This is a genomic window from Mesobacillus sp., assembly GCF_057785455.1.
In genome coordinates this window covers 69,047-91,940 of the sequence record NZ_JBYNSB010000017.1, presented here as the reverse complement: position 1 = coordinate 91,940, position 22,894 = coordinate 69,047, and the positions used below count along the sequence as shown (strand labels likewise).

Genomic DNA, 22,894 nt, shown 5'->3' with positions numbered 1-22,894 from the left:
GTTCGTCCTGAGCCAGGATCAAACTCTCCAAAAAAGAGTATGAGTTTAGCTCATAATTTAAAACGTTGGCTCATGATCTTCTATTATAGAAGCCATGATCATTTATTGTTTGTTGACGCTTGTTTGTTTAGTTTTCAAAGAACAATTCTTATACTCATCGCCCAGAAGCGACTTTATTAATATAACATTTACCTGCTATATAAGTCAATAACTTTTTTCAAAAACCTGTATAAAAGTTAATGTTTTCGTTACTGACTTTGAAGATTATATCAGGCATAAAACTATAAAGCAATACTTTATCCATACTTTCTTTAATTTTTTTCTTGCTCAGTCGGAAACAGTAACGCAGTTGATAGATTGCTGAGTGACAATGCACCCTTCAATCTATTCTGTATGGAGTACAATAAGCAGACTTGAAGACTTTTGGACTGAACACAGGTGGAAATCTACTTTTAAAAAAGATCTGTTATTTTGAGTGCTGATTTATATATTATGTTAATTGAAGTTGAAGCCTATTTAAATAGAGCCACAAAAAAGAAGCTGGCAATTAAACCAGCTTTCTTAGATCACTTCTTCAATATGCAGATGCCTGTGTTTTTCTAAGGCCAGGATTTCCGTTGAATCAGTCAGCCTTACCAGCGGTCTTGCCGGATTTTTTTCTTCTACGAAAATGATTTCTGCTGTTTGCCCGTCAGATAGCCTGATCTTGCTTCCGATGGAAACCGTCATGATCGAGGAGCTCAGCGCCTTTAATGCTGCAATATCGAATTCTCCAAAAAGCTCTTCATTGATCATTTCCAAAACTTTGAAAGGCGAATGCTTTGGCTTATAAAGACGTTCAGATGTCATCGCATGGAATATATCCGCCACCGATAAGATTTTAGCGAAGGGATGAATCCTGTTGGCCTTTTCCCCGAAAGGATAGCCGCTTCCATCCATGCGCTCGTGGTGATGAAGTATAGCGATCTTGGCAGCATCTTTCAGCAGCGGACTGTTTCTCACCATCTGGTAGCTGTATGTCGGATGCTTTTTAATCTCCTCATATTCCTCAACGGTCAGACTCGTATTCTTATTGAGGAGACTGTAGCTGATTTTTGCCATACCGCAATCCGATAGGCAGCCTGCCAGGGCAATCTGGGTAACATCCCCTTTGCTGTAGTTCAGCTTTTTTGCAATAAAAGCACTGATGATGCCAACTGCCAGTGGATGATCATATAAATAATCCGTTTTGGTAGTATAGTGATGAAGATGAAAAATATCGGAAGAATTGATATCAGCTGTATCAATCAGCGGCACGATAATGGCTCTTACCTTGGATATATCAATTTGCATGCCTGATTGCCATGAGATGAATTCTTTCTTGAAATCTTGTTTTGCCCTTAAGAACAGATCTATGAAGGTAAGCTCGGAACTTCCCAAATCGGCAGCGGCTGTTTTTTTATCTGGAGCGATAGATGGCCCATTGAACGGTGCACCATTAACCAGTGTTTTCTCAATTTCGACTTCCTTAACCATAAAAGCTTTCAAAAAGTTTATAAGATGTGCTGACAGCACAGTCTTCTTAACCATGATCGGTCTGTTCGTCCTGCTTAGAACATCATCAGAAAGGATACAGCCATCTATCAGGTTGTCTACGTATACGCGCAAGGCCTCCACCTCAGATATAGATTTCTTACTATAATTTTACTTTATTTTACCAAAAAAGAGGAACACAATTTTGTGTTCCTCTCAAAAGTTTTATTCAGCATCGTCTTCCCCAATAGCTTCTTGCTCAATTGTATCATCCGCATCGGCAGCTGCATCTTCAACCATCGCGTCCTCTGCGTCTCCATCCAGTTCAAGATCGTCGATTTTCTCTTCTTCCTTATCGACTTTCGCTACTGTTGCTACATATTCGTTTTCTTCCCTATTCAGGCTGATCAGTTTGACACCCTGAGTATTACGTCCTGTTACAGAAATAGAGCTTACAGGTATACGGATCAGGACGCCGCCTGTGGTGATCAGCATCAAGTCTTCTTCCCCAGACACTGCCTTCATTGTGACCAGGTCACCATTCTTTTCGGTAATATTGCATGTCTTTATGCCTTTACCGCCGCGTCCCTGTCTTCTGTATTCTTCGGAAGGGGTACGCTTGCCATAGCCATTTTTCGTAACGACAAGAATCTCATCATTCTCCTCAAGGACTTCCATGCCAACGACTTCATCGTCTTCTGACAGAGAGATTCCTTTTACGCCAGTGGCAGTACGGCCCATTGAACGGACATCTGTCTCAGGGAAACGGATCATTAAACCATTCTTTGTGCCAATGATCATTTCCTTGCTTCCGTCTGTCATACGTACGGAAATCAATTCATCGCCTTCACGCAGGTTAAGGGCAATCAAGCCATTATTGCGGATATTCGCAAAGGATGAAAGCGGTGACCGTTTCGAAATACCTTCTTTTGTGGTGAAGAACAGGAACCAGTCATCCACGAATTCTTCGACTGGTATGATGGCATTGACCCATTCACCCTTTTCGATTTCAAGAAGGTTGATAATCGGGATGCCCTTTGCAGTCCGGCTGAATTCCGGGATTTCGTAACCCTTCGAACGGTATACCTTACCCTTGTTCGTGAAGAACAGGATTGTATCATGTGTCGAAGTTGTAATCAGGTGTTCAACGAAATCATCTTCATTCGTGCCCATTCCCTGGATTCCGCGGCCACCGCGTCTTTGTGCTCTGTAAGTAGAGACAGGGAGACGCTTGACGTATCCGTTATGAGTCAGGGTAATGACGATATTTTCACGAGGTATCAAGTCCTCATCCTCGATCATTTCAAGTCCGCCAGATACAATTTCAGTGCGGCGCTCATCGTTGAAGCGCTCCTTGATTTCAGTGAGCTCTTCACGGATGATTTCAAGTACCTTTTCTTCGTCAGCAAGGATTGCTTTTAGTTCAGCAATCAGCTGCATTAGACTCTGGTACTCTTCTTCGATTTTTTCGCGTTCCAATCCTGTCAGCCTTTGCAGACGCATATCAAGGATAGCCTGTGCCTGCTTTTCTGAAAGGCTGAACTGAGTCATCAAGCCTTCTCTCGCAATGTCAGTCGTACGGGAGCTTCTGATCAGGCTGATGACAGCATCAAGGTTATCGAGTGCAATTCGCAAGCCTTCTAAAATATGAGCACGAGCTTCTGCCTTTTTCAGTTCGAACTCAGTCCTGCGGCGAATAACAACAACCTGGTGGTCAAGATAGTATTTTAAACACTGCTTCAGGTTCAGTACCTTCGGCTGCCCATCAACTAGGGCAAGAAGATTGATACCAAAGCTTGTCTGTAATGCAGTCTGCTTGTAAAGGTTATTTAAAAGGACATTGGCATTGGCATCCTTGCGCACCTCGATGACAATCCGCATTCCCTTACGGTCAGATTCATCGCGCAGGTCTGTAATGCCATCAATTTTCTTGTCGCGTACTAGCTCAGCGATTTTTTCAATCAGCTTCGCCTTATTTACCTGGTAAGGAATCTCATTGACGATAATGACTTCCTTGCCATTGGACTTTTGCTCGATTTCCACCTTCGCGCGAAGGGTGATCGATCCGCGGCCCGTTTCATATGCCTTGCGGATGCCGCTGCGGCCAAGAATTAAACCTGCAGTCGGGAAATCAGGCCCTTTGATGATTTCCATCAATTCCTGGATTGTCATTTCAGGATCTTTACTGATTGCCAGCACGCCATCAATGACCTCTCCCAGCTGGTGAGGCGGAATATTTGTTGCCATACCTACAGCGATACCCGAAGTACCGTTCACAAGCAGGTTCGGGAATCTTGATGGCATAACGACTGGCTCTCTTTCAGAACCGTCATAGTTATCCTGGTAATCAATCGTGTCTTTATTGATATCACGCAATAGCTCCATCGAAATCTTCGACATACGCGCTTCCGTGTAACGCATCGCTGCTGCTGCGTCCCCATCGACAGAACCGAAGTTTCCGTGACCGTCCACGAGCATATAGCGGTAGTTAAAATCCTGTGCCATACGGACCATAGTGTCGTATACGGCAGAATCACCGTGCGGGTGGTACTTACCGATAACTTCACCGACGATCCTCGCCGATTTTTTATAGGCCTTGTCCGAATGCATGCCAAGGTCATGCATCGCATAAAGAATCCTTCTGTGAACCGGCTTCAGGCCGTCACGTACGTCTGGAAGCGCACGGGCGACGATAACGCTCATCGCATAATCCAGGAAGGATGTACGCATTTCCTGACTAATATTAATCTCTTTCACACGAGAATTTGGTGTCTCAGCCATTTAAGAGAAACCTCCTTTAGTAAGAAAAGTGCAAGCGGCTTGTGACCATCTTCAGGCTTGAATTCGACGAATTACAGCCCGGTGGTCCATGCGCTGGAGCTAGGCACTTATCTAATGATCTTGCTTCTTGTGATATATAATCTATCGATAATTTCAGAAAAACCAGGATAGAGGCATACCTTCTATCCTGGGTGTCTATTAAATATCTAGGTTCTTAACGTATAGCGCATTTTGCTCGATGAAGTTACGGCGAGGCTCTACCTTGTCACCCATCAGGATTTCGAAGGTCTCATCCGATTCGATCGCATCCTCAAGACTAACTTGAAGCAGTGTCCGCGTTTCCGGATTCATCGTCGTTTCCCAAAGCTGCTCGGGATTCATTTCACCAAGACCCTTATAGCGCTGGATACCAGGCTTAGGCTGCTGTGATAGTCCGCCAAGAATCTTCTCAAGCTCTTTGTCGTTATAAGCATATTCAATCCGCTTGCCCTGCTGGATCTTGTATAGAGGCGGCTGTGCGATGTAAATGTATCCTGCCTCAAGGATTTTTCTCATATATCTGTAGAAGAACGTCAATAATAAAGTACGGATATGGGCACCATCGACATCAGCATCTGTCATGATGACAATCTTCTGGTAACGTGCCTTTGAAAGGTCGAAGTCTTCACCAATACCAGTACCGATCGCTGTGATGATCGCTCTTACTTCATTGTTGGATAAGATTTTATCCAGACGGGACTTTTCTACGTTCAGGATCTTACCTCTTAGCGGCAAAATCGCCTGGAAGTGGCGGTCACGGCCCTGCTTGGCAGATCCGCCGGCAGAGTCACCCTCAACCACATACAGTTCGCTAATGGCTGGGTCCTTGGATGAGCAGTCTGCCAACTTACCTGGAAGACTTGAAATTTCAAGCGCACTTTTGCGTCTTGTCAGCTCACGAGCCTTTTTCGCGGCAAGTCTTGCACGCGCAGCCATGAGTCCTTTATCTACGATTTTCCTAGCTACATTGGGGTTTTCAAGCAAGAATTTCTCAAAATGCTCTGAAAAGGTTGTATCTGTAACATTACGAACTTCTGAATTTCCCAGCTTAGTTTTCGTCTGCCCTTCAAATTGTGGATCTGGATGTTTGACCGAAACGATTGCTGTCAATCCTTCACGCACATCGTCACCGGAAAGGTTAGCATCCGCTTCCTTGAAGATTCCATGCTTACGGGCATAGTCGTTGATAACACGTGTCAACGCTGTTTTGAATCCAAATTCATGGGTTCCGCCTTCGTAAGTATGGATATTATTCGCAAAAGAATAGATGTTGCCCGTAAAGCTATCATTGTACTGAAGAGCTACCTCGATGGTGATTCCGTCCTTTTCACCCTCGATATAGATTGGTTCCTCATGGAGCACTTCCCTTGTGCGGTTTAAATGCTCTACATAGGATTTAATACCGCCTTCGTAGTAATACTCATTCTTTTTATCTTCAACACGTTTGTCTTCAATCGTGATTTTTATGCCCCTGTTCAGGAAAGCAAGCTCACGCAAACGGTTAGCAAGTGTATCATAGTCATATTCAAGAGTCTCGGTGAAAATTTCGCCGTCCGGTTTGAAGTGGACAGTTGTACCTGTATGGTCCGTTTCACCAATGACCTTTAGCGGATCGCCGACTGCGCCGCGTTCGAATTTCTGGTAATGAACTTTTCCATCACGGTGTACAAATACCTCCAGATAAGTCGAAAGGGCGTTAACAACCGAAGCACCTACACCATGCAGACCGCCGGAAACCTTATAGCCTCCGCCGCCGAACTTACCGCCCGCATGGAGTACGGTCATGATGACTTCTACAGCTGGACGGCCCATTTTTTCATGGATCCCGACCGGAATACCACGGCCATTATCTTTGACAGTAATGCTGTTGTCCTCTTCGATAATGACATTAATTTCGTCACAGTAACCTGCGAGGGCTTCATCTATACTATTATCAACGATTTCCCATACAAGATGGTGCAAGCCCTTAACACTCGTTGAACCGATATACATACCCGGACGTTTACGTACAGCCTCCAGGCCTTCGAGCACTTGTATCTGGTTTTCATCATACGCTTGTCCCTGTGTGGCTTGTTGCTCCATTGACATATCGATCACCTACACTTTCATTTGACTCTTCTTTTTTCAAAAATGGACAATTGGCTGTTATCGCATAAATTGCGTTTAATCGACAAAATTTGCGAGAAATGCCGTAACTGGATCTATTAAAATTCCTGAACGGATAATTTTTGGGAGCGTTTCTTTAATGTTCCTGATGCAAGAGGAGAATAATAAATATGATTCCCTGTCACCACAATGGATTTGACCGTCCCTTTTGCAAGATGGACGACCTGCTGATTCTGGCGGGTAATGAACTCCTCCATGTATGGGGAGGAATTGGCGCTATCAATATCTAAAATTGCGATAATATCCCTTGTCCTGACGAGGACTTCTTCACCAACATGCAAATACATTGATTCCACCTCATTGGATCCTTGACATTTTGCCGGCTTCCACTTTGTATGCAGCCGCCTCTTTCAGTGTCTGATGGTCAATCCCTTCTACACTTGTTGTCGTGACAAAGGTTTGAACTTTCCCCTGGATGGTATTTAATAAGTGGGATTGGCGGTAATCGTCCAATTCAGATAAAACATCATCCAGCAGAAGGATTGGATATTCACCTATTTCTGAATGGATCAGCTCTATTTCAGCCAATTTCACCGAGAGTGCCGTTGTCCGCTGCTGCCCCTGTGAACCAAAGGTCTGGACATCCCGGCCATTCACAAAAAACTGCAGGTCATCACGATGAGGCCCGAACATGGTTGTGCCTCGATCAATCTCTCTCATCTTTATTTTAGCAAATTTTTCTTCATAGACTGCTATCATTTTCGACAAATCATCATCTTCTGATACCTCTGCAGACGGTTTGTAGATGATTTTCAGGCTTTCAAGCCCTCTTGATATCCCCTGATGGATCGGCAATGCCCATTGTTCCAGCAGATTCAGGAATTCAAATCTTTTCACAATGATCTTAGCCGCAACCTGTATGAATTGCTCCGTCAGGATGTCGAGCATGGTATGGTCCGATGCTTTTTTGATTTGCAGCTGCTTCAAATAATGGTTCCGCTGCTGAAGGATCTTGTTGTACTGGCTGATATCATGCAGATAGACAGCTGACACCTGGCCAATTTCCATATCAATAAAACGACGCCTTACTTGAGGGCTCCCTTTTACAAGGTTGAGATCTTCAGGCGCGAACATGACAACATTCATATTGCCGACATACTGGCTGAGCTTGCGCTGCTCGAGATGATTGACCTTGGCTTTCTTGCCTTTTTTCGAGATGACAAGCTGCATGGGCAGAGAGCCGTTGCTTTTTTTAACCCGTCCCTCTATTTTAGCATATTCTTCGTCCCAGCGAATCAAATCTTTATCGTTTGAGGTCCTGTGTGACTTGGCCATGGCAAGTACATAGATCGACTCCATGACATTCGTCTTCCCCTGGGCGTTTTCTCCAAGGATCACATTGACCTTGTTCTCGAACTCAGCCTCAAGCCCCTCATAATTCCGATAGTTTCTCAATTGCAAATCCTGTATATACATGAACAGTTCATCCTCTGGATTATTGCGTAATGCTGAACTTGCCAATTCCAGGAATGCTAACCTGGTCTCCGGTACGAAGCTTTCTTCCTCTTCGCTGATCTTGTTCACCATTGATAAATACTTCATGCTCACCTAAAAACCATTTTGCCATGCCTCCTGATTGGATGACATCAGCTAACTTTAAAAATTGGCCAAGTGTAATGTATTCAGTATGAATCTTTATTTCATTCACGGTCTCACCCTTTTCTTCCAAAAGGACTTAATACTTTATTTTACTAAATTTTTTCCATAGAAACAAATTTTCTTAATACTTATTGGATTTACGCTGCAGTCACTTTAATATCCACATGTGGAAAAACCAGCGGATGATTGCTTCTTTGGTCTCCTCGATGCTTTTTTTGTCCAGATCAAATTAGTTAGCAGCACAGTATCTATAAAAAAAAGCCACCAGTGCAAAACTGGTGGCTATATAGGTTTAGTAGGTTCTTACCGGCAGGATCAGCTGCAGGATTGAATCGTCGTGCAGCGGTCGTATGACGAATGGCCTCATCGCGCCAGTGAAGCTGATCTGGATTTCTGTTCCCTCAAGTGCTTTAAGGGCATCCATCATGTACTTGGCGCTGAATGAGATTTTCAGTTCCTCACCATCAATGGACTGACTCTGGATTTCTTCGACAACTGTACCGATTTCAGGTGTATTGGATGAAACTTCGATTGCTCCGCCTTCGATCGTTGAAAACTTAACAACATTGTTTCTTCCCTCTCTTGCCAGCAATGATGCACGGTCAATCGCATGAAGGAATTCTTTCGTGTTGACGACTACATCTGTTTTGCTTTCGTTTGGAATCAATCTTGCTGTGTCAGGGTAGTTTCCTTCAAGCAATCTTGAGAAGAACAGCAAATGCTTTGCTTTAAACAGTACCTGGTTCTCAGTGATGACAATGTCAACTGCATCTGAACTGTCATCAAGGATTTTGCTCAATTCTGTAAGGCTTTTCCCTGGAATGACTACATTGTAGTTTTCTGTATTATCTGCTTCCAGTCTTGCCTTCCTCAAAGCAAGCCTGTGGCTATCTGTTGCAATACAGGTTAATTCATTGTTTTCAACCTTCCAGTTTACACCTGTCAAGATAGGGCGTGTTTCTGAGGTGGACACTGAGAAGACAGTCTGGCGGATCAAGCCTTTAAGCAAATCAGTCGGGATCTTGAAAACATGTTCTTCCGAAATTTGCGGAAGGTGTGGATATTCATCAGCATCAAGGCCATTAAGGTTGAATTCAGATCTCCCAGAACGGATGACGGTTTGAAGATTATTGTGAACTTCGATTTCTACTGAGTCTGTAGGAAGCTTTTTAACGATTTCACTAAAGAAACGCGCCTGCAAAACAATAGATCCTGGCTGTTTGATTTCGACAATTTCATCCCCAGCTTCTTCTTTAGGAATGAAAGATTCGATGGAAATATCGGAATCGCTGCCTGTTAGAGTTACTCCTTCTTCATTAGCAACAATCTTGATCCCCGTCAAAATTGGAATAGTTGTTCTGCTCGTTACTGCCTTCATAACGTCCTGGACGCTTTGAAGCAATGAATCGCGCTGGATAATAAATCTCATTTTTTAAGCCTCCGATTGGGAATAATTTTTTTCTTAATTACATATATTAATATGTTTTAAAAAACAGTAGAAGTAGTAGTAGGTCCTGTGGATTTGTGGATAACTGATTCCGTCAAAGGAAAGACAGCCTATCCACATGTGGACAGGCTGTGCGCAACTGATGGAGAGTTATTCACACTTTCCTAAACCCTTAATTGGTCATTTATATCTTTTAACTGCCTTTGCAGATTAGAATCGGTTGAAATCATTTTTGAAATTTTCTCATGGGCATGGATGACGGTCGTATGGTCACGGCCGCCAAACTCTTCCCCGATTTTTGGAAGCGAGAAGTCTGTCAGCTCCCTGGATAGATACATAGCGATCTGTCTCGGGTAAGCTACGGATTTTGTACGCTTTTTCGCTTTGAAATCCTCTAGCTTAACATTGAAATGCTGGCCAACCACTCTTTGGATATCAAGGATGGTAATGACCTTAGGCTTTGAGCTAGGGATGATATCCTTTAGTGCTTCAGCAGCGAGATCCGCATTGATATCCTTATTGATCAAGGAAGAATAAGCGACAACACGGATCAAAGCTCCTTCAAGTTCACGGATGTTGGAGTCAATCTGGTTTGCAATATAAAGCATGACTTCATTCGGTATATCAAGGCCTTCAGCCTTTGCTTTTTTGCGCAGGATCGCAATCCTTGTTTCCAGGTCTGGAGGCGTAATATCTGTGATCAGGCCCCATTCGAAGCGGGATCTGAGCCTGTCCTCAAGCGTTGGAATTTCTTTTGGTGGACGGTCACTGGATATGACGATCTGCTTGCTTTCTTCATGAAGAGTATTAAAAGTATGGAAAAATTCCTCTTGTGTCTGTTCTTTTCCGGCAAGGAACTGAATATCATCGATAAGCAGGACATCCACGTTCCTGTATTTATCGCGGAAATCCCCTGCTTTATTGTCCCTGATTGAGTTGATGAATTCGTTGGTGAATTTTTCGGATGACAAATAAACCACTTTTGCATTTGGATTATGATCCTGGACATAATGCCCGATTGCATGCATTAAGTGGGTTTTTCCGAGTCCTACTCCTCCGTAAATAAATAGCGGATTATAGGCCTTTGCCGGTGCTTCTGCTACCGCGAGTGATGCAGCATGCGCAAAACGGTTGCCTGAACCGATGACGAATGTATCAAAGGTATATTTAGGATTCAGCATGCTGACAGGCAATTCCTGTGCCTCTTCGTCCTTCTTGACCCTTCTTGGCGGCAATGGAATATCGAGATCTTCTTCATTTTGGTTCTGGGGAATGATGAATTTTACAGCAAGCTCTTCACCTGTGATTTCGTAAAGGATACCGCTGATTAACTGCGAATAACGCTCTTCAAGCCAATCCCGCGCAAATTCGTTCGGAGCCGTAATCGTAAGTACATCACCTTGGAGCGTATGTGCTTTGGTTGATTTCAGCCATGTATCGAAACTTGGCTTGCTGATCTTTTTCTCGATTTTCGCGAGAGCATTATTCCAGAGATCTGCAATGTTCTCCAACAATTATCCCTCCTTTTCCTTATTTTGTTTAAGCCGCTTCTGGCTGAAATTCAGTAAAAATACCAGGTTGTACACGTTGTATAACCCCTGTTTTCATAAATATACAAAACTATTAATGTGGAAAAATATATAATAAGGAAGTAAAGAAGCTTTTCGACAATATCCACTTCCTGTGGACAAAGTTTTACAACAGGGCTGAATAACCTATCCACAGCTTATCCACATTTTGTGGATAAGTATATTTTTGATATCGAATTATTAAGAGTGAAAACACAAATATAATATCAGATAATATCGCATGGCGCAACGCTTTTTAATACATTATCCACAATATGCTAAACCTGTGGAGTTAATTTGTCCACAGGCGCCTTACTTGTGTAAAAGCTGTCCAAAAGGGTTGTGGATAATAAAAAACGGTGTCGATTTTTGTCCACAGGCGTCAAATTGGTCCTGAATGAGCTTAAGGATAAAGTATGTTTAAGGGGGAAATTTATTCGTGGAATTTATTTAAACTGGTATTTTGGGATTGAAAAAGTAGAGTGAAATGAGGGCGTTTTTTTTCAGTTGAAAATGATAGGTAATCTCCTAGATCAAAAATTGTGAATGGCAAAACCTTTACGAACAGAATTTTTGGTCACTAGGAGGCTTTCGGAACTCCTTCGGAAGGTTCTGGCATTTTTTAATTATGCCGGAGTTTAATTCGAGGGGAATTGTAGTGCGTTATGTGAGGGCAAAGCGCCAGCCCAAAGAAAAGTTCCTTTTTAGTTCTTGTTAAAGCAGAATGCAGATTTTCAAACCTTTTGTATTTGAGCGGAAGGTGCGCAGACTCCTCCGAAAATGCTATCGCATTTCCATAGCGAGTGGGCAAACTCGAGGAATCCCATTCATAGTCCTGCGTTTTCAGCGCCTTCGCCAAGAAAAATCTGCTTAATTCTTCAGCAAGGTGAAACACCTGGAATTAAAATAAACAGCTTAAAATACAGAAGATTTTTTAAATGGAAAGGTAAGCAATCGGCTGGATCGACAATAAATAGCCTGGTTAACAAATCTTTCTGTTTAATTTTCTATCCAGCCATAACGGAACTCCCATAGCCTGAAATTAGAGAGGAAGCAGCATACTTATCCCTATTTTTCTTCACCAATTAATCCTCTCGATTTCCGAATAGGCACTTGACAATATCCTATGGTCATCTTTATAATTACAAAGACTGTCTGTAACAGCTATTCCTCAGGGAGGTGTAACATATATGAAACGTACTTATCAACCAAATAAGCGTAAACACAGCAAAGTTCACGGATTCCGTTCTCGCATGAGCAGTGCAAATGGCCGTAAGGTTCTTGCTCGCCGTCGTCGCAAAGGAAGAAAAGTATTATCAGCTTAGGCCACTGAAATGTCAGTGGTCTTTTTTCTCTTTGGGCAATACTATTTTTGGGCTGTTTTCACAGGAAAATGGCTTTGCAGCTGGATATTTGGGATCCATATAGGTTAAAATGCGAATCACTTGGCATCGCGCTGTTCCAAAACCAGCCTGTGTAAACAGAGAATACGATCCATCGAGAAATGAAGGTGTCTATTAAATGAAAAAAGAGTTCAGAGTCAAGAAGAATAAAGAATTCCAGGAAGCTTTTAAAAAAGGAAAGTCTGTTGCCAATCGGCAATTTGTCGTTTATATACTGAAGAAACCGGAGCAGGAAAATTTCCGGATCGGCCTTTCGGTCAGCAAGAAGCTGGGAAATGCTGTGGTCCGCAATCAAATCAAGCGGTACGTCCGCCAATCCTTCCATGAAATTCAGGACCGGGTACATACAGGTAACGACTATATCATCATTGCCCGCAAGCCTACCGCAGAAATGGGCATGCATGATATAAAGAAAAGCCTTGAGCATGTTTTAAAGGTCGGGAAGGTTTTGAAGAAGCCGAAACCTGGAGATACTGAATGAGGCAAATTATTTAGTGATTTTCATTTTTTTAAAAGCGCTTCCTATTAAAAAATGATAAAATACTCTTAAATTGCATTCTGCATCATGTTTGGGCCAATGAGTACATAATTATTTATGGGACAAGCACTTAAAATATATGAAATGTTCTCGAAGCGAGGAGGAAATAAAGCTTGAAAAAAAGAATATTATTGATAGTGGGCTTGCTCTTAGTCATGTCCGTACTGACTGGCTGTACAGAATATAATCAGCCGATCACGCCTGAAAGTAAGGGTTTTTGGAATGAGTACATTGTTTATCCATTGTCACTTTTGATCGTGAAGATGGCTGGCTGGCTTGGGGGCAGCTTCGGTTTATCGATTATTGCTGTTACCCTGATCATCCGTTTTGCAATTCTGCCGCTGATGATTAAGCAAACGAAAAGCTCAAAGGCGATGCAGGCATTGCAGCCGGAAATGGCTAAACTAAAGGAAAAATACAGCTCCAAGGACCAGAAGACCCAGCAAAAGCTTCAGCAGGAAACGATGGCACTTTTCCAGCAGCATGGTGTTAATCCGCTTGCAGGGTGTTTCCCGCTTTTAGTGCAAATGCCGATTTTAATTGGTTTCTATCATGCGATTTCAAGAACCAGGGAAATTGCTGAACATAATTTCTTATGGTTCGATTTAGGTTCACCGGATCCATTCTACATTCTGCCGATTGTGGCTGGTATAACTACTTTTATTCAGCAAAAAATGATGATGGCCGGACAGGAAGGCAATCCGCAAATGGCCATGATGCTTTGGCTGATGCCGATCATGATCGTTGTTTTTGCTATCAACTTCCCAGCAGCACTTTCATTGTACTGGGTTGTAGGTAACCTATTCATGATTGGTCAAACATACTTTATTAAAGGGCCGGATCTTAAAAAAGCAAAGGCTGCCGGCAATGCGGGAGGAGCAACTAAAAAGTGAGACAGATAACTGCTACAGGACAAAACGTCGACGAAGCAGTAGAATCAGCTTTAGCTCAATTAAAGACAACCAAAGACCGCACAGAGATTGATGTAATTGATGAAGGCAAAAAAGGAATATTTGGTCTTTTCGGCACTCGTCCAGCTGTTGTCAAGGTAACAGTGAAGATCGATGCAGTCGAAGAAGCAGTCAAATATTTAAAATCAGTGGGGGAACAGCTTGGAGCTCCGGTTGATGTCGAAGTAAAAAGGGAAGGAAAGACCGTGTTATTCACGCTCACTGGCGAAAAAATCGCTTTGTTGATCGGAAAACGCGGCCAAACCTTGAATTCCCTTCAATTTTTGACGCAGCTGGTGATGAACCGTTTTGCAGAACAGTATACGACTGTAGTGCTTGATGCTGAGGAGTACCGCAAGCGCCGGAACGACACACTCGTCCAGCTTGCCGAACGCCTTGCGCAAAAAGCAGTCAGAACGGGCCAGACTGTCGCACTGGAACCTATGCCTTCGTATGAACGAAAAGTGATTCATACTGCATTGATGTCAAACAAGAAAATCAAAACCTATTCTGATGGCACAGAACCGCACCGACATATCGTAATTGCGCCATCGAAATAATAGTGAAAAACCCCGATTCATTGCGAATCGGGGTTTTTTGTGGTGCGTATGAAGCGGTTTAGCTGGAAAAAATCAGCGGTTTTTTCCAGTTTGCGGGATTTCGACAAAAAGTTGCGGAATACGAGGGAGAGGTTGCGGGATTTCGACAAAAGATTGCGGAATACCAGGTAAAAGTTGAGGGATTTCGATAAAAAAATGCTGAATACCAGGTTGAGATGGAGGGAGTCCTCAAAAAAGTTGCGTAATACAAGGTGGAGACCAGCATTTGAATAAGAGGATAGGGAAATACGAGGTGAAGTTGAGGGATTTGGACAAAAAGTAAAGAAGTATCAAGTTTAGGTTGCGGGATTTTAGTTGAAGCTGCCGAATGGGGACCATAGTCCACAAAAATACGTCTTTCCAGTTAAAATATTTCTCCAAAATCGCTCGGTAAAATAAAATATATTTCAATTTAGCGTGATTCCAGATCAAATCATCAAACAAAACGGAAATACGAAACCGATTCGTAAGGTTCATACCACAGATAATAAGGAGTCCCTTATAAAAATCTTCCACTCAATTAAAACTACATTGCGGTAATTTTCCTTCTAAATTTCCACATAAAGTTCTACTAAAATAACGCAAAAAAACTTTTCCACAGCCCTGCGCAAAAATCAATTATTTCGTTATCTGGTTTTATTGTTATTCACATGTGGATAAGTTAAAATTAAAGAAGTCTAATTTTAAAGTTGTGGATAAATTCGAAGTTTTAGGATGAGTTTCTTTTTTTCAGGAAAATGATGTGGTATTCTAGTAATTTGTAGAAAACAAACTTACGTTGATTTTATATAAATAATCGGAAATGAAATGGGGTGAAGCAAGTGGAATTTGATACTATTGCGGCGATTTCAACGCCAATGGGTGAAGGTGCGATTGCGATTGTCCGTTTGAGCGGCGACCAGGCTTTCGAAATTGCGGATCGCCTGTTTAGGGGAGTGGGAAGCAAAAAGCTGACTGAGGTTGCCTCCCATACGATTCACTATGGTCATTTAATTGACCCGAAGAGTGGACAAGTTGCCGAGGAAGTTATGGTCTCTGTGATGAGAGGGCCTAAAACCTTCACAAAAGAGGATGTAGTCGAAATCAATTGCCATGGGGGTCTTGTTTCTGTAAATCGTGTGCTCCAGCTTGTTCTTAATCAGGGAGCGAGGCTGGCTGAGCCGGGGGAATTTACAAAACGGGCTTTTTTAAATGGAAGGATCGACCTTTCGCAGGCTGAGGCAGTCATCGACTTAATCAGGGCGAAAACCGACCGTGCAATGAATCTGGCACTTGGGCAGATGGAGGGGCGATTATCAAGGCTGATCCAAAAGCTTCGCCAGGAAATCCTTGAAATCCTCGCACATGTAGAAGTGAACATCGATTATCCGGAATACGACGATGTCGAGGAAATGACGCACAATATGCTTTTGGAAAAAGCGAAGTATGTACTAGCTGAGCTTGAAAAATTGCTGCAGACTTCCCAGCAGGGAAAAATCCTAAGGGAAGGTCTGTCTACCGTTATCGTCGGCCGTCCGAACGTCGGGAAATCCTCGTTGCTGAACAGTCTTGTGCATGAAAATAAAGCGATTGTTACCGATATTCCTGGAACGACAAGGGATGTCATCGAGGAATATGTAAATGTCAGAGGAGTTCCTTTGCGGCTTCTTGATACCGCGGGAATCCGCGAAACGGAAGATATCGTTGAGAGAATTGGGGTTGAGCGTTCGCGCCAGGTCCTGAAGGAAGCGGATTTGATCCTGCTGGTTCTGAACTACTCGGACGAGCTTTCGGAAGAGGACAGGAATATTTTCAAAGCGGTTGAAGGCATGGATGTCATTGTGATTGTCAATAAGACAGACCTGCCGCAGAAAATCAATATGGACGAGGTAAAAGAGCTTGCCAGGGATTATCCGCTCGTAACGACTTCTTTATTGGAAGATAAAGGTGTCGATGAGCTGGAAGAAGCCATTTCCAGCCTGTTTTTCTCAGGTGCGATTGAATCAGGCGACCTTACGTATGTTTCGAACAGCCGCCATATTGCCCTTCTTAACCAGGCCGTACATTCTATTGAAGAAGCAATCAATGGAGTAGAAATGGGAACACCAATCGATATTGTCCAGATCGACCTGACTCGTTCCTGGGAGCTGCTCGGTGAAATTATTGGTGAAAGCGTCCATGAAAGCCTGATTGATCAGCTGTTCTCTCAATTCTGTCTTGGAAAATAACATATAAAGTCTGCTGCTGAGCAGCCGGCACAAAATAATGAAAAAATACAAGCTATAGTGTCAGGATCCCTTTTGAAAGGGAAGGACTAAAATGATTGTGCTTTTATAAAAAGGAGGCAGCATGATGCAATATGAAGCCGGAAATTTTGATGTTGTTGTAGTCGGGGCCGGCCACGCGGGAGTTGAAGCTGCGCTTGCGGCGGCCCGTATGGGTGCGAAAACGGCTGTAATTACCATCAATCTTGATATGGTTGCATTTATGCCATGTAATCCGTCAATCGGCGGACCAGCAAAAGGGATCGTTGTTCGTGAAATCGATGCCCTTGGCGGCGAAATGGGCCGCAATATTGATAAAACCTACATCCAGATGAGGATGCTGAATACTGGAAAAGGTCCTGCAGTGCGCGCATTGAGGGCTCAGGCTGATAAGTTTGATTACCAGCATGAAATGAAGAAAACACTAGAAGAAGAAAAGAACCTGACGATGATCCAGGGCATGGTTGAAACCCTGATTGTCGAGGACGGCGAATGTAAAGGCGTTATCACGAAAACAGGCGCCGCCTACCGTTCAAAAACAGTAGTCATCACAACAGGAACCTATTTGCGCGGGGAAATCATCCTTGGCGAATTGAAATATTCAAGCGGCCCGAACAATCAGCAGCCATCCATCAAGCTTTCTGAACATCTGGAAGAGCTTGGCTTCGATCTGGTTCGTTTTAAAACAGGTACGCCGCCGCGCGTCCACAGCAATACCATCGATTATGATAAAACAGAAATTCAGCCTGGTGACGATGTCCACCGCGCGTTTTCATATGAAACAACCAAATTCATTACAGATCAGCTCCCATGCTGGCTGACATATACAAATGAACGCACCCATCAGCTGATTGATGATAATCTTCATCGCTCACCGATGTATTCAGGCATGATCAAGGGTACAGGCCCTCGTTACTGCCCATCCATCGAGGATAAGGTTGTCCGCTTTAACGATAAGCCGCGCCACCAGATTTTCCTTGAGCCCGAAGGCAGGAATACCCAGGAGGTTTATGTCCAGGGTCTGTCGACAAGTTTGCCTGAGGATGTACAGCACAGGATCCTTCAGACGATTCCTGGTCTTGAAAATGTGCAGATGATGCGTGCGGGTTATGCGATTGAGTATGATGCAATTGTACCGACACAGCTATGGCCAACATTAGAGACTAAAAAGGTGAAAAACCTCTACACTGCCGGCCAGATTAATGGAACATCAGGTTATGAAGAGGCAGCTGGACAGGGTCTGATGGCTGGAATCAATGCCGGAAGAAGAGCGCTGGACAAGGAAGAGGTCATCCTTAGCAGAGCGGATGCGTATATCGGTGTTTTGATTGATGACCTTGTCACAAAGGGCACGAATGAACCTTACCGTTTATTGACTTCCCGTGCAGAATATCGTCTGCTGCTTCGCCATGACAATGCCGACCTTCGTTTAACGGATCTCGGATATGAAATCGGCCTTATTCCTGAAGAGCGTTACCAGAAATTTTTAGCGAAAAAAGAAGCAATTGAAGCTGAAAAAGAAAGACTCCGATCCATCATCATCAAGCCGACAGCAGAAGTACAGGAACTGATCCGTTCCATGGGCGGCAGTGAATTGAAGGATGGAATCCGTGCTTCGGACCTTCTGAAGCGTCCGGAGGCTTCGTATCAGCACATCAAGCAATTAGTGCCAGCGGATGTTGAATTGGATTTCGAAACGGAAGAACAGACAGAAATTCAGATTAAGTATGAAGGATACATCGAGAAATCCCTTCAGCAGGTAGAGCGCCTGAAGAAGATGGAAGACAAGAAAATCCCGGAAGATATCGATTATGATGCAGTTTCAAGCCTAGCGAATGAAGCGCGCCAAAAGCTTAAAGAAGTACGACCGCTGACACTGGCACAGGCATCAAGAATCTCAGGCGTTAACCCAGCGGATATTTCAATCCTGCTGGTATATCTGGAGCAGGGGCGCATTGCGCGGACTACCAGCAATTAATCCAGCAGCATGGACAGAAAGGGTTGGCTTATGAATACAGATCAGTTTAAAGCAATGCTGGCTGAGAAGGGAATCGACCTTTCTCCAAGGCAAATGGAGCAGTATGAAAAGTATTACCAGCTGCTCGTTGAGTGGAATGAAAAGATGAATTTGACTGCGATAACAGAAAAACCTGAGGTGTACTTGAAGCATTTCTACGATTCCGTTTCTGCAGCCTTCTATTTTGATTTCAATAAGCCGCTCAACTTGTGCGATGTAGGAGCTGGCGCCGGTTTTCCAAGCATTCCGCTGAAAATTGCTTTTCCGGAACTGAAGGTGACAATTGTTGACTCTCTTAACAAGCGGATTACTTTCCTGGAGCATCTTTCAAAGGAACTGGGGCTTGAAAATACGAACTTCATCCATGACCGGGCAGAAACGTTCGGGAAAAATCCAGCCCATCGCGAAAAGTATGAAGTCGTAATGGCGAGAGCAGTGGCAAGGATGTCCGTCCTCAGTGAGCTTTGCCTGCCATTAGTGAAGTCTGGCGGCACATTCATCGCCATGAAAGGCAATCAGGCTGGCGAGGAGCTGCAGGTTGGCGAAAAAGCAATCAAGGTACTTGGAGGGGAACTGGAAGCTGTCCATTCCTTCAGACTGCCTGTTGAAGAGAGCGAACGAAATATCCTGGTCATCAATAAGATTAAACCGACACCAAAACAATATCCGAGAAAACCAGGAACTCCGAATAAAACGCCAATAGAATAGAACTTTACCGTTTCAGGGCCTGTCCATTCCGTCCCTTGCTGATCCTGTCGAAAACTTTTTTTCGGGGCTCCAGGGTTGGGATGGAGCAGGATGGTTGCGCTTTTTGTCCTATTTTGAATAATAGTTTTAGTTTATAATAGAGTCTATAAGCAGGAACTTGTCATTTTTATAGAGAATATGTAGTAGGGAGTTCATAAAGGTGGTGTAGGGTGATGAAGCCTTCTTTTTCTCGCTTTTTTGGCCTTGGGGATAAGGAAAAAGAACGGGTTGAAGTCGAAGTGGAAGTTGAACAAACAGTTGAGGATCTTGACAGCGTAGAGAATGAAGAAATCAGGAAAATCCCGATTGATCATATTATTCCAAATAGATACCAGCCAAGAACTGTTTTTGATGATGAAAAAATTGAAGAATTGGCACGGACCATTCACATACATGGAGTCATCCAGCCGATCGTTGTGCGGGAATACGATCAGGATAAGTTTGAAATCATTGCCGGAGAACGCCGCTGGCGGGCAATGAAAAAATTGGAGTGGGAAGAAGTTCCCGCCATTATCAAGAATTTATCAGATTCTGAGACAGCATCAGTTGCCTTGATTGAAAATCTTCAGCGGGAGGAATTATCCCCGATTGAAGAAGCAATGGCTTATGGTAAATTGCTGGAAATCCATAACCTTACCCAGGAGGCTTTAGCCCAAAGACTGGGGAAAGGCCAATCGACGGTTGCCAATAAACTCAGGCTGTTAAAGCTTCCCCAGGAAGTTCAGGATGCCCTGCTGAATAAGCTGATAACCGAGCGTCATGCGCGTTCGCTGATTCCGTTGAAAAATCCGCAGCTGCAGGTTCAGCTGCTTGCGGAAATCATTGAGAAGTCCTTGAACGTCAAGCAGACTGAAGAACGCGTCGTCAAGCTTTTAAGCCAAAATGAGGAAAAACCAAAACCAAAGCGGAAGGCCTTCAGCAAGGACATGCGAATTGCGGTTAATACCATCCGCCAATCGCTGACAATGGTCTCAGACAGCGGAATCAATCTCGACTCGGAAGAAGAAGAATTCGATGAATTTTACCAATTCACGATTCGCATTCCGAAAAAGAAATAAACTATATAAGTTGCACTTAAAAATTATATTTTTAAACTTTTTGATTGGAGCGGAAGGCACGAAGACTCCTTCGGGATGCAGCGGGCAGGTGAGACCCCGCAGGAGCGCAGCGACGAGGAGGCTCACCGCACGCCCCGAGGAAAGCGAAGTGCCTGGAGCGCAAATCATCAGGCAAATAGGAGAACCTAAGTTCAACCTATATAGATAATTCGAAGCGGGGGACATGCTGTCTCTCGTTTTTTTATTATGGCTGTATTAAAATAAGCTTCCCGGAGTTGAGACAGCGAATTCCTGATGAAACTAATAGTTTACCAGATTATATTACCGCTTTATTTCTTTTTCAGAAAAATTCCATAAACTATGTTAATTCATGCTAAAATAGAATACATGATTGCCTTTTTTCGGTTTTTTTAGAGAGAAAAGGCTTTAATTTAGTATTTCAATGATTGCATAAGCTTTATAAGTTATTTTATGGGTTTGAAAGTAGGTGACAATGTGGGGAAGATTATTGCGATTGCGAATCAAAAAGGCGGAGTCGGGAAAACGACTACCTCAGTAAACTTAGGCGCATGCCTTGCATACATAGGGAAGAAAGTGCTTTTAGTTGATGTAGATCCACAGGGAAACGGCACAAGCGGAGTGGGCATCGAGAAAGCGGATGTGGAGCAATGTATATATGATGTGCTGGTGGACGATGTGGAAGCACAATCTGTCATCCATCCAACCTCTGTAGAGAATCTGTATACGATTCCTGCAACGATCCAGCTTGCAGGGGCAGAGATTGAGCTGGTGCCTACGATTTCGAGGGAAGTCCGTCTTAAGCGCGCTCTTGAAGAAGTGAAAGACAGCTTCGATTATATTTTGATTGATTGTCCTCCATCCCTTGGTTTATTGACTTTGAATGCTTTGACAGCCTCAGATGCAGTCATTATTCCAGTACAATGTGAATATTATGCGCTTGAAGGTTTAAGCCAGCTTCTTAATACAGTACGACTGGTCCAAAAGCACCTGAACCAGGATCTTAAAATAGAAGGTGTCCTGCTGACAATGCTTGATGCCCGTACAAATTTAGGTCTTCAAGTCATTGAGGAAGTGAAGAAATACTTCCAGGATAAAGTCTATAAAACTGTAATTCCAAGGAATGTCCGTCTAAGTGAAGCTCCAAGCCATGGAGAGCCTATTATCATTTATGATCCGAAGTCCCGCGGGGCTGAGGTTTACTTAGATCTTGCAAAGGAAGTGGTTGCAAATGGCTAAAGGCTTAGGAAAAGGTTTGAATGCTTTTTTTAACACAGAGGCTGAAAAGGATGAAAAAGTCCAGGAAATCAGCATCAAAGAAATAAGGCCGAATCCTTATCAACCACGAAAGGTTTTCCAGGAAGAAGCAATTGAAGAATTAAAGCTTTCGATCCTCGAACACGGGATCCTTCAGCCAATCATCGTAAGAAAGACGATCAAGGGCTATGAAATAGTAGTTGGGGAAAGACGTTTCCGCGCAGCAAAGGCGGCCAAGTTTGATAAAGTCCCTGCCGTAGTCCGTGAATTGAATGAGCAGCAAATGATGGAGCTGGCAGTGCTTGAGAACCTCCAGCGTGAGGACCTGAATCCAATCGAAGAAGGGATTGCCTACCAGACCTTAATGGAAAAGCTTAAGCTTACCCAGGAAGAGCTGGCAAAAAGGCTCGGCAAAAGCAGGCCGCATCTGGCAAACCATATTCGTCTGCTGTCATTGCCTCCAATGATCCAGCAGCTGATTTCGGATGGCAAGATATCGATGGGACATGGCCGTGCCTTGCTTGGGTTAAGGAAAAAGGATAAGCTGGGGCCACTGGTTGACCGTATCCTGAAGGAAGGCTTGAATGTCCGCCAGCTTGAGCAGCTGATTCAGCAGATGAATGAGATTGTTCCACGTGAAACAAAAAAGGAAAAAGACAAGAAAGATGTCTTTATTCGCGAACGTGAGACTTCGCTTCGTGAACGATTTGGTACAACTGTCAACATCAAGCAAACCAAGAATAAAGGAAAGATAGAAATCGAATTCTTCTCCAAGGATGACCTTGAACGAATCCTTGAGATGCTCGACCAGCAAAACTCTTAAGCTATCATTATGATGGCTTCTTTTTTTAATTTGGCTGTGTTAAAGCTGAATGTTGATTTTTTACCCTGTTGCTCTTCGTTCCAGGCGCGAAGACTCCTTCGGGATGAAGCGGGCAGGTGAGACCCCGCA

19 protein-coding genes are annotated in these 22,894 nt (G+C 43.6%); 11 read left to right on the top strand and 8 right to left on the bottom strand.

The window, feature by feature from the left end:
* Positions 1–180, top strand: a 180-nt coding sequence (locus AC3EBE_RS06105; RefSeq protein WP_488594127.1) for a hypothetical protein, incomplete at its 5' end; no start/stop codon positions are given.
* Between the two features lie 381 nt (positions 181–561).
* Here AC3EBE_RS06105 and AC3EBE_RS06100 read toward each other — a convergent pair.
* The 8 genes from AC3EBE_RS06100 to dnaA form a co-directional block, all read right to left on the bottom strand.
* Positions 562–1,656, bottom strand: coding sequence for an HD-GYP domain-containing protein (locus AC3EBE_RS06100; RefSeq protein WP_488594126.1), 1,095 nt, complete (start codon positions 1,654–1,656; stop codon positions 562–564).
* Positions 1,657–1,737: 81 nt separating this feature from the next.
* Positions 1,738–4,293: a DNA gyrase subunit A gene (gene gyrA, locus AC3EBE_RS06095; protein ID WP_488594125.1), complete on the bottom strand. Its 2,556-nt coding sequence runs from the start codon at positions 4,291–4,293 to the stop codon at positions 1,738–1,740.
* 198 nt (positions 4,294–4,491) lie between these two features.
* Complete coding sequence (gene gyrB / locus AC3EBE_RS06090; protein WP_488594131.1) at positions 4,492–6,414, bottom strand: DNA topoisomerase (ATP-hydrolyzing) subunit B; 1,923 nt, start codon at positions 6,412–6,414, stop codon at positions 4,492–4,494.
* A gap of 122 nt (positions 6,415–6,536) precedes the next feature.
* Complete coding sequence (gene remB / locus AC3EBE_RS06085) at positions 6,537–6,785, bottom strand: extracellular matrix regulator RemB (RefSeq protein ID WP_488594124.1); 249 nt, start codon at positions 6,783–6,785, stop codon at positions 6,537–6,539.
* 10 nt (positions 6,786–6,795) lie between these two features.
* On the bottom strand, positions 6,796–7,914 hold the full coding sequence (gene recF, locus AC3EBE_RS06080) for a DNA replication/repair protein RecF (protein ID WP_488594130.1): 1,119 nt from the start codon (positions 7,912–7,914) through the stop codon (positions 6,796–6,798).
* A gap of 19 nt (positions 7,915–7,933) precedes the next feature.
* Entirely contained in the window at positions 7,934–8,146 is a 213-nt protein-coding gene (gene yaaA / locus AC3EBE_RS06075) for a S4 domain-containing protein YaaA (RefSeq protein ID WP_488594123.1), read from the bottom strand.
* A 243-nt stretch (positions 8,147–8,389) separates the two neighbouring features.
* Positions 8,390–9,526 (bottom strand): DNA polymerase III subunit beta, encoded by a 1,137-nt coding sequence (dnaN, locus tag AC3EBE_RS06070; protein WP_488594122.1) that lies wholly within the window; start codon positions 9,524–9,526, stop codon positions 8,390–8,392.
* 182 nt (positions 9,527–9,708) lie between these two features.
* Entirely contained in the window at positions 9,709–11,055 is a 1,347-nt protein-coding gene (dnaA, locus tag AC3EBE_RS06065; protein WP_488594121.1) for a chromosomal replication initiator protein DnaA, read from the bottom strand.
* A gap of 1,247 nt (positions 11,056–12,302) precedes the next feature.
* On the opposite strand from dnaA, the gene rpmH reads away from it, so the two are divergent.
* The 10 genes from rpmH to AC3EBE_RS06015 all read left to right on the top strand — a co-directional run bounded on the left by rpmH (position 12,303) and on the right by AC3EBE_RS06015 (position 22,765).
* Positions 12,303–12,437: a 50S ribosomal protein L34 gene (gene rpmH, locus AC3EBE_RS06060; protein WP_066059809.1), complete on the top strand. Its 135-nt coding sequence runs from the start codon at positions 12,303–12,305 to the stop codon at positions 12,435–12,437.
* Between the two features lie 196 nt (positions 12,438–12,633).
* A complete protein-coding gene (gene rnpA / locus AC3EBE_RS06055) occupies positions 12,634–12,996 on the top strand; it encodes a ribonuclease P protein component (RefSeq protein WP_488594120.1) in 363 nt (120 codons plus the stop codon).
* 170 nt (positions 12,997–13,166) lie between these two features.
* Positions 13,167–13,946, top strand: a complete 780-nt coding sequence (gene spoIIIJ / locus AC3EBE_RS06050) for a YidC family membrane integrase SpoIIIJ (RefSeq protein ID WP_488594119.1) — start codon at positions 13,167–13,169, stop codon at positions 13,944–13,946.
* Positions 13,943–14,563, top strand: a complete 621-nt coding sequence (gene jag, locus AC3EBE_RS06045) for an RNA-binding cell elongation regulator Jag/EloR (RefSeq protein ID WP_488594118.1) — start codon at positions 13,943–13,945, stop codon at positions 14,561–14,563. Before spoIIIJ ends, jag begins: the two co-directional genes overlap by 4 nt.
* A gap of 860 nt (positions 14,564–15,423) precedes the next feature.
* Complete coding sequence (gene mnmE, locus AC3EBE_RS06040) at positions 15,424–16,809, top strand: tRNA uridine-5-carboxymethylaminomethyl(34) synthesis GTPase MnmE (RefSeq protein ID WP_488594117.1); 1,386 nt, start codon at positions 15,424–15,426, stop codon at positions 16,807–16,809.
* A 124-nt stretch (positions 16,810–16,933) separates the two neighbouring features.
* On the top strand, positions 16,934–18,823 hold the full coding sequence (gene mnmG, locus AC3EBE_RS06035; protein ID WP_488594129.1) for a tRNA uridine-5-carboxymethylaminomethyl(34) synthesis enzyme MnmG: 1,890 nt from the start codon (positions 16,934–16,936) through the stop codon (positions 18,821–18,823).
* 30 nt (positions 18,824–18,853) lie between these two features.
* The gene (gene rsmG / locus AC3EBE_RS06030) at positions 18,854–19,570 is read left to right on the top strand and encodes a 16S rRNA (guanine(527)-N(7))-methyltransferase RsmG (protein ID WP_488594116.1); all 717 of its coding nucleotides are present in this window, start codon (positions 18,854–18,856) and stop codon (positions 19,568–19,570) included.
* A 212-nt stretch (positions 19,571–19,782) separates the two neighbouring features.
* Positions 19,783–20,667 carry a nucleoid occlusion protein gene (gene noc / locus AC3EBE_RS06025; RefSeq protein WP_488594115.1) on the top strand — a complete coding sequence of 295 codons (885 nt, stop codon included), beginning with the start codon at positions 19,783–19,785 and terminating at the stop codon, positions 20,665–20,667.
* 495 nt (positions 20,668–21,162) lie between these two features.
* Positions 21,163–21,924: a ParA family protein gene (locus AC3EBE_RS06020; protein ID WP_488594114.1), complete on the top strand. Its 762-nt coding sequence runs from the start codon at positions 21,163–21,165 to the stop codon at positions 21,922–21,924.
* Complete coding sequence (locus tag AC3EBE_RS06015; protein ID WP_488594113.1) at positions 21,917–22,765, top strand: ParB/RepB/Spo0J family partition protein; 849 nt, start codon at positions 21,917–21,919, stop codon at positions 22,763–22,765. The genes AC3EBE_RS06020 and AC3EBE_RS06015 overlap by 8 nt, the downstream gene beginning before the upstream one ends.
* The last annotated feature ends 129 nt before the right edge of the window (positions 22,766–22,894 follow it).

Coding starts and splice junctions, on each gene's coding strand:
- gyrA (WP_488594125.1), bottom strand. CDS start 4,293: ATGGCTGAGACACCAAATTCTCGTGTGAAAGAGATTAATATTAGTCAG.
- gyrB (WP_488594131.1), bottom strand. CDS start 6,414: ATGGAGCAACAAGCCACACAGGGACAAGCGTATGATGAAAACCAGATA.
- remB (WP_488594124.1), bottom strand. CDS start 6,785: ATGTATTTGCATGTTGGTGAAGAAGTCCTCGTCAGGACAAGGGATATT.
- recF (WP_488594130.1), bottom strand. CDS start 7,914: ATGTATATACAGGATTTGCAATTGAGAAACTATCGGAATTATGAGGGG.
- dnaN (WP_488594122.1), bottom strand. CDS start 9,526: ATGAGATTTATTATCCAGCGCGATTCATTGCTTCAAAGCGTCCAGGAC.
- rpmH (WP_066059809.1), top strand. CDS start 12,303: ATGAAACGTACTTATCAACCAAATAAGCGTAAACACAGCAAAGTTCAC.
- rnpA (WP_488594120.1), top strand. CDS start 12,634: ATGAAAAAAGAGTTCAGAGTCAAGAAGAATAAAGAATTCCAGGAAGCT.
- mnmG (WP_488594129.1), top strand. CDS start 16,934: ATGCAATATGAAGCCGGAAATTTTGATGTTGTTGTAGTCGGGGCCGGC.
- rsmG (WP_488594116.1), top strand. CDS start 18,854: ATGAATACAGATCAGTTTAAAGCAATGCTGGCTGAGAAGGGAATCGAC.
- noc (WP_488594115.1), top strand. CDS start 19,783: ATGAAGCCTTCTTTTTCTCGCTTTTTTGGCCTTGGGGATAAGGAAAAA.
- AC3EBE_RS06015 (WP_488594113.1), top strand. CDS start 21,917: ATGGCTAAAGGCTTAGGAAAAGGTTTGAATGCTTTTTTTAACACAGAG.